Origin of the sequence: Asanoa sp. NPDC050611 (assembly GCF_040654855.1) — a bacterium.
In the GTDB taxonomy this organism is placed as follows: domain Bacteria; phylum Actinomycetota; class Actinomycetes; order Mycobacteriales; family Micromonosporaceae; genus Asanoa.
Map to the genome: position 1 here is coordinate 1 of NZ_JBFAIU010000321.1, position 8,756 is coordinate 8,756.

The 8,756-nt window shown below is 70.8% G+C and carries 11 protein-coding genes; 3 read left to right on the forward strand and 8 right to left on the reverse strand.

All coding sequences use genetic code 11. The features are described 5' to 3' along the window. Window positions 1–51: 51 nt before the first annotated feature. The 3 genes from AB0H87_RS33250 to AB0H87_RS33260 are packed head-to-tail and all read right to left on the reverse strand — an operon-like array spanning window position 52 to window position 1,148. A complete protein-coding gene (locus tag AB0H87_RS33250) occupies window positions 52–216 on the reverse strand; it encodes a hypothetical protein (RefSeq protein WP_360154790.1) in 165 nt (54 codons plus the stop codon). Between the two features lie 13 nt (window positions 217–229). Continuing rightward, a complete protein-coding gene (locus AB0H87_RS33255; RefSeq protein WP_360154792.1) occupies window positions 230–775 on the reverse strand; it encodes a hypothetical protein in 546 nt (181 codons plus the stop codon). Between the two features lie 22 nt (window positions 776–797). Then, window positions 798–1,148, reverse strand: a complete 351-nt coding sequence (locus tag AB0H87_RS33260; RefSeq protein ID WP_360154795.1) for a VOC family protein — start codon at window positions 1,146–1,148, stop codon at window positions 798–800. A 101-nt stretch (window positions 1,149–1,249) separates the two neighbouring features. Here AB0H87_RS33260 and AB0H87_RS33265 point away from each other — a divergent pair, with 101 nt between their 5' ends. Both AB0H87_RS33265 and AB0H87_RS33270 read left to right on the forward strand, forming a co-directional pair. Beyond that, on the forward strand, window positions 1,250–1,819 hold the full coding sequence (locus AB0H87_RS33265) for a hypothetical protein (RefSeq protein WP_360154798.1): 570 nt from the start codon (window positions 1,250–1,252) through the stop codon (window positions 1,817–1,819). Then, window positions 1,816–2,034, forward strand: coding sequence for an AraC family transcriptional regulator (locus AB0H87_RS33270; protein ID WP_360154801.1), 219 nt, complete (start codon window positions 1,816–1,818; stop codon window positions 2,032–2,034). Before AB0H87_RS33265 ends, AB0H87_RS33270 begins: the two co-directional genes overlap by 4 nt. Here the strand turns inward: AB0H87_RS33270 and AB0H87_RS33275 are convergent. The 5 genes from AB0H87_RS33275 to AB0H87_RS33295 are packed head-to-tail and all read right to left on the reverse strand — an operon-like array spanning window position 2,020 to window position 7,174. Beyond that, a complete protein-coding gene (locus AB0H87_RS33275) occupies window positions 2,020–2,934 on the reverse strand; it encodes a hypothetical protein (RefSeq protein ID WP_360154804.1) in 915 nt (304 codons plus the stop codon). The two genes, AB0H87_RS33270 and AB0H87_RS33275, sit on opposite strands and share 15 nt — an antisense overlap. Then, window positions 2,931–3,773 carry a carbohydrate ABC transporter permease gene (locus AB0H87_RS33280; RefSeq protein ID WP_360154807.1) on the reverse strand — a complete coding sequence of 281 codons (843 nt, stop codon included), beginning with the start codon at window positions 3,771–3,773 and terminating at the stop codon, window positions 2,931–2,933. Before AB0H87_RS33280 ends, AB0H87_RS33275 begins: the two co-directional genes overlap by 4 nt. Then, complete coding sequence (locus AB0H87_RS33285; protein ID WP_360154810.1) at window positions 3,773–4,756, reverse strand: sugar ABC transporter permease; 984 nt, start codon at window positions 4,754–4,756, stop codon at window positions 3,773–3,775. The genes AB0H87_RS33280 and AB0H87_RS33285 overlap by 1 nt, the downstream gene beginning before the upstream one ends. 3 nt (window positions 4,757–4,759) lie before the next feature. Further along, a complete protein-coding gene (locus tag AB0H87_RS33290; RefSeq protein ID WP_360154813.1) occupies window positions 4,760–6,115 on the reverse strand; it encodes an ABC transporter substrate-binding protein in 1,356 nt (451 codons plus the stop codon). Between the two features lie 6 nt (window positions 6,116–6,121). Then, window positions 6,122–7,174, reverse strand: coding sequence for a LacI family DNA-binding transcriptional regulator (locus AB0H87_RS33295; RefSeq protein WP_360154816.1), 1,053 nt, complete (start codon window positions 7,172–7,174; stop codon window positions 6,122–6,124). 225 nt (window positions 7,175–7,399) lie between these two features. On the opposite strand from AB0H87_RS33295, the gene AB0H87_RS33300 reads away from it, so the two are divergent. Next, on the forward strand, window positions 7,400–8,719 hold the full coding sequence (locus AB0H87_RS33300) for a Gfo/Idh/MocA family oxidoreductase (protein WP_360154819.1): 1,320 nt from the start codon (window positions 7,400–7,402) through the stop codon (window positions 8,717–8,719). The last annotated feature ends 37 nt before the right edge of the window (window positions 8,720–8,756 follow it).

The window sequence follows — 8,756 nt, forward strand, 5'->3', positions numbered from 1 at the left end:
GGTCAGCGGGGGTGGTGCGTATATGGATGCAGAGCAAAGCCCCGGAAAGCATCAGGCCAGTTCGACCAGCGCCTCCGCGATGAGCCGGATGCCGAAGATCACGAGCCGGGCGGTGATCCCGCGGCTCGGCCGGGGGCCGCTGCCGGCCGGGGTCCGGTGCGTGCCGATCGTGCCCCAGCCGAGCCGGCGGGTGTTCGCGCTCTGGCGCGCGAGCAACGCCGCACGGCCGTCAGTCGTCGCGCTCGTCGACCAGCTGAAGCAGGCCGTGCGTGAACCAGAGCCGATGGCGCTCCGTCTCGACGAGCCAGCGGCTGGGCACGTCGGGGTTGACCTGGCGGGCCTCGGGCCAGCGTTCGAGCGTGTCGGCGACCACGCATGACCAGGGCGCGAGGGCGGGCGGCTCGGGCAGTCGCACGGCTTTGGCGTCGTGCGCGCGGACCAGCGTGCTGTCGATCACGACGTTGGCCGCGCCGACGATCGCCTGCCAGCGCAGGTCGGGCCAGAGGGGGAGACGCCAGTGCGCGACGGTCGCGGTGACGTCGCCGAGGCGTACCGCTTCCAGGTGGTCCTCGGGGCCGAGCACCGCGTGGAGGAGGTCGAGCCCGCCCGGCGCCCGCCGCGAGTGGAGCATGGTCTGCCAGCGGTTGAACGCCTTGAGGTAGTCGGCTTTGGTGGCGCCGAGCCGGGTGTACGCGTCCTTGACCAGCTCCGGCTGGTAGTCCGCCATGCGCCGCAGGAGGGTCAGCGTGAACTCCCGGCGCGCGAACCCGTACACCCGCTCGACGCTACCTTCTGGGTCAGGTAGTCAGGCAGAACGGGTGGCCCTCGGGGTCGGTGAGCACGGTCCAGCTGTCACCGGGCTGGAACTCGGGCTTGTCGGCGCCGTTCGCGATGGCCTGCTCGACGGCCGCGTCGAGGTCGGTGACGCTCAGGTCGAGGTGGGCGTGCTTGGCGGGGTCGGGCCAGCCCGGTCCCCGGTAGCCCGCGACCCGCTGGAAGCCCAGCTTGATCGAGCCGTTGCCGAGACAGTGGAAGTCGTCGTCCTGGTAGCTCACCTCCCATCCCGTGAGCTGCGCGTAGAAGGCGGCCAGCTTCGCCGGGTCGGCGGCGTCGAAAACGATCGTGGAGATGGTGGCTGGTGCGGACATGGTTCGCCTCTCTTCTCTGTGTTGGGCTCGGTCCAGCCTGCGGCGCGGGGCGTTCGTCGAGCTTGAAGATTCTTGTCGTACGGGGGTCGTAGCGTGCTTGCATGCAGAAGGCGGAGGTTGTCGCCGCCGGTGCTGGGTTCGCGGTCCGGACCGTGACCTGCACCGACGACCACGCGCGCTGGTCGCCCGCGGAGGCCCGCGGCGGCCACACCCTCGTCCTGCCGCGGCGGGGCCGCTTCCGGCGGCTGGTCGACGGGGTGGCGGTCGACCTGGACCCGACGGTCGGCTACGTGACGCTGCCCGGCGGTGAGGAGCGCTTCGCCCACCCTTCCGGCGGCGACGTCTGCACGGCGATCAGCATGTCCGCGGCGCTGTGGCACGACGTAGCGGGCGACCGGCGACCGCGGGCGGCGGTCTACGTGGACGCCCGGCTCGACCTGGCCCATCGGCGACTACTCCGCGCGGCCGGCGACCGCGCCGAGGAGTTGGTGACGCTGCTGGGCTGGTGGCCCGCCGGGTGTCGGCGTCGGTCGTGCCGGCCGATGCCCGCGGCTCGACCGCCGACCGCGTCGTGGTGGCTCAGGCGCGCGCGGCGATCGGTGCCGATGATCCGGCGGCGCGCGGGTTGCTGCCGCTGGCCGCCGACCTGCAGGTGTCGCCTTATCGGTTGAGCCGGGCGTTCAGCCGGGAGATGGGGGTGTCGTTGACGCACTACCGCAACCGGGTGCGGGTGGGCCGGGCGCTGGAGCGACTGTCCGCGGGCGACACCGACGGCGCCCGGCTGGCGGCGGACCTGGGGTTCGCGGACCAGGCCCACCTGTGCCGCACGATCCGCGTCCACGTGGGCCAGACCCCCACGGAGGTGCGGATGCTACTTACGCACTAGATCCGGCGCGGCTCCCACCGCCAGGCGGCGGGCGACCACGTGCACCGCGTAGAGGGCGTACCCGACCAGGCACGCGGCCAGGATCGGGTGCACCAGCACCGCGAGCAGCCCGGCCAGCGCGACGACGCCGGCCGCGGCGGCGACGCTGACGGGCCGCGCGGCGGCAGCGTCCCGCGCCGCGCGCCGCCAGAGGCGGGGGCTAGCGGTGCGGCGCGAGCCGGCCGTGGTCGCTGTGCCGCGCCGGACGTCCGTGGTCGCTGTGCCCCGCGAGCCGTCCGTGGTCGCTGTGCCGTGCCAGACGTCCGTGGTCGCTGTGCCGTGCCAGACGTCCGTGGCCGCTGTGCCGCGCCAGACGTCCGTGGCCGCTGTGCCGCGCCAGACGTCCGTGCTCGCCGCCCGGCGCCGGCGGCCGGTGGTCGCCGTGGGAGTTAAAGCTGCCGTGGCCGCGCGGCGGCGCCAGACGCCCGTCGTTGCCGTGGGCATCGGGGCCATGTCCGTGTCGGTGTGGGACGCGTCGGCGAGGTGGGTGCCGAGGGCGACCAGGGCGAGCGCCGCGTAGCCGACCCCGGCCGCGGCGATCACGGCGGTCACGCCGAGCATCACGGCGCCGCCGGGGACCGTGCCGTGGGAGACCGCGGCCAGGTCCACCGTGACTAGCCACGCGGCGGCGGCCACCGCGACCGTCGCGGCGGCGCCGGGTAGCAGGGTGCGCCGGAACACCCGGCCCACCGCGCGCCGGCGTGGCCAGCGGTCGTGGGTCAGGAAGTGGTGGACCGCGAAGCTCGCGGTGGCGAACGCCGCGCCGGTCGTGAGGACCGGCAGCGACGTCGCCACCAGGAGGAGGCCGAGGACGGCTACGTCGGTGGCGACGCGTACCGTGTCGCGCCAGTCGGGTTTCATCCCTTCAGGCCGCTCGTGTTGATGCCTTCGACCAGCAGGCGCTGGAAGGCCACGAAGAACAGGAAGACCGGGACCAGCGACAGCAGCGACATCGCGAACATCGGGCCGACCGCGCTTTCGCTCGTGGAGTCGATGAACAGCGTGAGCGCGACCGGCACCGTGTAATCCTGCAGATCGGACAGGAACACCAGCTGGCGGAAGAAGTCGTTCCACGTCCAGATGAACGAGAAGATCGCCGTCGTGACCAGGGCCGGGCGGCTCAAGGGGACGATCACGTGGGCGAAGACCGTGTACGGCGAGGCGCCGTCGATCTTCGCGGCCTCGTCCAGCTCGTAGGGGATGCCGCGCATGAACTGGACCATCAGGAAGACGAAGAACGCCTCCGTCGCCAGGAACTGGGGGACCAGCAGCGGCAGGTAGGGCCACGGCTCGCCGACCCAGCCGAGCTGCTTGAACAGCACGTACTGCGGGATGATCAGGACGTGGCCCGGCAGCAGCAGCGTGCCGATCATGATGGCGAACCAGATCTTGCGCATCCGGAACCGCAGGCGGGCAAAGGCATAAGCCGCCAGGAGGCACGAGATCGCGTTGCCCACCACCGTCAGCAGGGCGACCATCGCGCTGTTGGCGAAGAACCGGCCGAAGCTCACGTCGAAGTTCTGCCAACCCGCGCGGAAGTTCGACGGCGTGAACACCTCCGGCCACAGCCCGATGTTCGTCGCGATCTCCTCGCGCGACTTGAACGACGTGCCGACCATCCAGAGCAGCGGATACAGCACGACAGCCAGGATGGCGACGAGGATCAACAGCCGCACGACGGTACGCGCACGCCCGCGCATCACCGGTCCTCCCCGTCCGAGTAGTGGACCCAGAACCGGCCCGTCGAGAACAGCACCACCGTGATCAGCGCGATCGCCACCAGGAACACCCAGGCCATCGCCGACGCGTAGCCCATCTGCAGCTCGGTGAAGCCCTTGATGTAGAGGTTCAGCGTGTACATGAGCGTCGAGTCGACGGGGCCGCCGGTGCCGTTGCTCAGCACGAACGCGGCCGTGAAGCCCTGGAAGCCGTTGATCGTCTCCAGCACCAGGTTGAAGAAGATGACCGGCGACAGCATCGGCAGCGTCACCGCGCGGAACTGGCGCCACGCGTTGGCGCCGTCGACCGACGCCGCCTCGTAGAGCTCCACCGGGATCTGCTTGAGGCCCGCCAGGAAGATCACCATCGGGGCGCCGAACTGCCAGATGGCCAGCGCCATCAGCGTCTCGAGCGCCCAGCGCGGGTCGTTGACCCACGGTGCGCCCTCGATGCCGAAGACGCTCAGCAGCGAGTTGAACGCGCCGTCGCGGTTGAACATGTTGACCCAGACGATGGCCAGCGCGACGCTGCCGCCCAGCAGCGACGGCAGGTAGAACAGCCCGCGGAACAGGCCGACGCCGCGGAACGCCCGGTTGAGCAGCAGGGCCACGCCGAGTGCGGCGGCGAGCTTGAGCGGCACCGCGACCAGCGCGAACGTCACCGTCACCCGCACCGCGTGCCAGTACGACGGGTCCGCGGTGAACATCGTGCGGTAGTTGTCGAGCCCGACCCACTCGACCGACGAGAAGTCCGAGAGCGCGTCGTAGTTCGTGAAGCTCAGGTAGAGCGACAACAGCATGGGGATCGCCGTGATCCCCAGCAGGCCCAGCAGCCACGGTGAGAGGAAGACGTAGCCGGCGACGTTCTCCCGGCGGCGTGGGCCACCCCGGCCCCGCCGACTGGCGGGACCGGGGGAGGCGGAGCCGGAGGGCACTGCCGCCGGCGGCGCGGTGGTGATCGCCAACGGTCAGGCCCCGATCGCGGCCTGGCAGGCGGCGAAGTACGCCTTGGCGGCCTCGGCCGGCGTCTGGCGGCCGAACTGCACCTCTTCCGCTGCCTTGATCAGCTCGGAGCGCACCTTGCTGTGCCCCTTCAGCGGCACCTGCGGCGAGGCGCCGAACTTCGCGCCCAGCTCCGTCTGCACCGCGATGGACTGCTTCATGTTGGCGTCGGACACGGAATCCGACACGGCCTTGCGGATGTCCAGGTTGGACGGCAAGCCACGGTCGGTGCCCAGAACGGCAGCTGCCTCGGGGTCGTTGGACAGGAAGTTGATGACGTCGACCGCGATGTCCTTCTTGTCGCTGCCCCGGAACACCGAGAAGTACATGGACGCCCGGGCCCACTGCGCGCTCGGGTCACCCGGGTACGCCACCACGCCCATCTCGTCCTTGGTGTTCTTCTTCAGCTCCGGCATCTGGTTGGCCCACACCCAGGAGGTCGCGGCCTTGCCGGTCACCACGAGCTGCTTGCTGATGTCGGTGACGTTGCCCTCGTGGATCACGTCCGGCGTGGGCGTGGCTCCGGCGGAGCGTGCACCCTGCCACAGCGTGAACCAGCCCGCCACGTCCTGCTCCGTGAAGCCGAGCGCCTTGTCCTTGTAGAGGTCCTTGCCCTGCTGGCGCAGCCACACCCAGAACGCCTTGTAGTCGGCGCTCGGGTCCTGCGTGCCGGGCACCTTCGCGACCTTCGACACGTTGGCGGCCCACGCGATGTGGTCCTCCCAGGACTGGCCGGTGGTCGGCGCCTGGAGCTTGAACTTGTCGAGCAGCGTCTTGTTGAACACCAGGCCCTGGGTGTTCTCACCGAACGCGACGCCGGCCAGCTTGCCGTCGACGACGCCGTAGTTCCACAGGCTTTCCGGGAACTTCGTGAGGTCGAGCTTGCCACTGTCCTTGTAGGACATCAGGTCCAGGGTGACGTTCCGCGACGCGTACTCCGTGAGGTAGTTGTCGTCGATCTGGAAGATGTCCGGCGCGTCGCCACCGGCGGTCAGCGTCGCCAGCTTGTCGAAGTAGCCCTGGTTGGCCTGCCAGGTCTTCTTGAACGTCACGTTCGGGTGCTTCTTGGTGTAGAGCGCCAGCGCTTCCTCGGTCAGCTTCGCGCGGCCCTCCGCGCCCCACCAGAAGATGGACAGTTCGACCGGCTTGTTGGGATCGGCGGCGGCCTCGCCACCGTCGTCGCCGCAGGCCGCGGCGGTCAGTGCGAGCGGGATGGCGACCAGGGCGGCCAGCAGGCGTCGCCGCAGGCCAGACCCCGAAAAGGCGGTACGGTGGTGGCGCGTGGTCGGCTCGACCGCACGCGGGGATGGTGCGCGGTGCATGTGCGCTCACTCCTTGGCGTAGGAGGCGACCTCTCCGGGGGCGGTGGCGACCACGTCGCCCGGGTCCGCATGGCTGTGCGGGCCCGGGCCCGGCCCCGTCGAGTCGCGGATGACCAGCTCGGTCTGCAGGGTTACCTGTGCGGTGGTGCGGCGGTCGTCGCCGTGTGCGAGGAGCATGTCGACGGCCGCCCGTCCGGCGGCGGCGGTTGGGGTCGCCACCGTCGTCAGCTTGGGGCGGGTGAGGCGGCTCAGCGCGATGTCGTCGATGCCAACCACGCTGATGTCTTCCGGGACCCGACGGCCCTGTGTGGACAGGCCTTCGATCAAACCGATGGCCATGAGGTCGTTGTACGCGAGGACGGCCGTCACGCCGGCCCGGACGATCTGCTCGGCGACCGCCATGCCACCGTCCTCAGTGGGCTGGTTGGGCCCGACGACGGTGAGGTCGGCGTCGCTGGCCCGCGCCGCCGACATGGCCGACCGGCGGATCTCCCGGCTGGTCCACGACCCGCGCGGGCCGGAGACCAGGGCCATCCGCCGGTGCCCGAGCCGGCTGAGGTGGTCGATGGCGAGCCTGGCGCCCTGCGCCACGTCCATCACCACGGTCGGCAGGCCGGTCAGCTGGCGGTTGACCACCACCAGCGGCACCTCGCGGCTGAGCTGCTCGATCAGGCTGTTGCTCATCCGCGGGCTGCACAGCAGGACGCCGTCGACCTGTTTGGCCAGGGCGCGGACCAGGTCCTCCTCGACGCTCGCGTCCTCGTTGGTGTCGGTCACGAAGATGTGGTAGTCCCGCTGACGGGCCTGGCTCTCGGCGGCCTTGATCAGCGGCGGGAAGAACGGGTTGGCGATGTCGGCCACGATCAGGCCGATGTTGTGCGTGCGCCCGGTGATCAGCGCCCGGGCTGCGCGGTTGGGGCGGTAGCCGAGGTGCTCGGCACAGGCCAGCACGCGGCTGCGGGTCTCCGGGTTGACCAGGTGCGGCGCCGAGAACGTGCGCGAGACCGTGGAGATGTGCACTCCGGACTCACGCGCGACGTCGCGGATGGTGGCTGGCACGCGGAGATCCGCCCTTCCGATGTGGTGGCCGTCACTCAAGTGCGCCAATTAATGCAAACGGTTGTGTGGCTGTCAACGGTCAGTTGTTGCGAATCGGTTGCGGACGCGCTCCCACTAGGCTGTCGTGGCCGGCAAAACCGGTAATAGCGGACAAGACATTGACGGCCTCTGCGGCCGCATGGATAGTTTCGTGCAAACGTTTGCAAGGTGCGAAGGGGTTGATCGATGCCTGACGGGCGACGTCGCTACGCGTTGGTCGGTGCCGGGGCACGGGCCGGGATGTTCCTGCGCGCCCTCGCCGTCGACCACGCCGACCGCGCGGACGTGGTGGCCCTGGCCGACGTCAACCACACGCGGATGGCGGCACACAACCGCTGGCTCGGCGAGCTGGGCGCCGCACCGGCGAAGACCTATGACGCCGCCGACTTCACCACGATGCTGGCCGCCGAGCGGGTCGACGAGGTGCTGGTCACCACCGTCGACGCCACGCACGCCGACTACATCGTGGCGGCGCTGCGCGCCGGCTGCGACGTGGTCACCGAGAAGCCGATGACGACCGACGTCGCGGGCTGCCGGCGGATCCTGGCCGCGGTCGAGGAGACCGGCCGTCGGGTCCGGGTGGCGTTCAACTACCGCTACAACCCGCTGCACGAGGCCTTCCGCCGCGCGCTCGCCGACGGTGAGATCGGCGAGATCGGGTCCGTCCACTTCGAGTGGTTGCTCGACGTGCGGCACGGCGCCGACTACTTCCGCCGCTGGCATCGCGACTCCGCCAACAGCGGCGGCCTGCTCGTGCACAAGTCCGGACACCACTTCGACCTGGTCAACTGGTGGCTCGGCGCGACGCCCGTGACCGTCTTCGCGCAGGGCCGGCGGTTCTTCTACGGCCCGGAGGGGCGGCGGCACGGCTACGCCCGCGACTACGCGCGCGGCCACGGCGCGCCCGCGGCCAAGGACGACCCGTTCGCCCTCCAGCTCGCCGACAACCCCCAGCTGCGCGCCCTCTACCTCGACGCCGAGGACGAGGACGGCTACCTGCGCGACCAGAACGTCTTCGCGCCCGGGGTCACCATCGAGGACGACATGGCCGTCCTGGTGCGTTACTCGACCGGCGCCACGATGACCTACCACCTCACGGCGTACGCACCGTGGGAGGGTTATCGCGTCATGGTCAACGGCAGCCGCGGCCGGCTGGAGCTCGAGGTGGTCGAGAGCGACCACGTCAGCCCGGCCGGCGCGAGCGAGGTCAAGGGAGCCGCCGTGCACGGCGAGGTGGCCGCGGTCGAGCGGGGGAGCGCGCGGCTGACCGTCCACCCGTTCTGGGCCCCGCCCCGCGAGGTGCCGGTCCCGGGCTATTCGCGCGGTCGCCACGGCGGCGCCGACGCGCGGATGACCGCGGTGCTCTTCGGCGGCGTGACCGACCCCATGGACCGTTCCGCGACGGCCCGCGACGGCGCGCACGCGCTGCTCACCGGGCTCGCCGCCAACCGCTCGATGGCGACCGGCGCGCCGGTCACCGCCACCGACCTGCTCGATCCGACCTGACCGCGAGGGAGTGCATGTCCGACCTGCTGTTTCCGTC

What these genes read in the sequence shown, in the direction of transcription:
- AB0H87_RS33260 (WP_360154795.1), bottom strand. Translation starts at nt 1,148, where the DNA reads ATGTCCGCACCAGCCACCATCTCCACGATCGTTTTCGACGCCGCCGAC.
- AB0H87_RS33265 (WP_360154798.1), top strand. Translation starts at nt 1,250, where the DNA reads ATGCAGAAGGCGGAGGTTGTCGCCGCCGGTGCTGGGTTCGCGGTCCGG.
- AB0H87_RS33275 (WP_360154804.1), bottom strand. Translation starts at nt 2,934, where the DNA reads ATGAAACCCGACTGGCGCGACACGGTACGCGTCGCCACCGACGTAGCC.
- AB0H87_RS33280 (WP_360154807.1), bottom strand. Translation starts at nt 3,773, where the DNA reads ATGCGCGGGCGTGCGCGTACCGTCGTGCGGCTGTTGATCCTCGTCGCC.
- AB0H87_RS33290 (WP_360154813.1), bottom strand. Translation starts at nt 6,115, where the DNA reads ATGCACCGCGCACCATCCCCGCGTGCGGTCGAGCCGACCACGCGCCAC.
- AB0H87_RS33300 (WP_360154819.1), top strand. Translation starts at nt 7,400, where the DNA reads ATGCCTGACGGGCGACGTCGCTACGCGTTGGTCGGTGCCGGGGCACGG.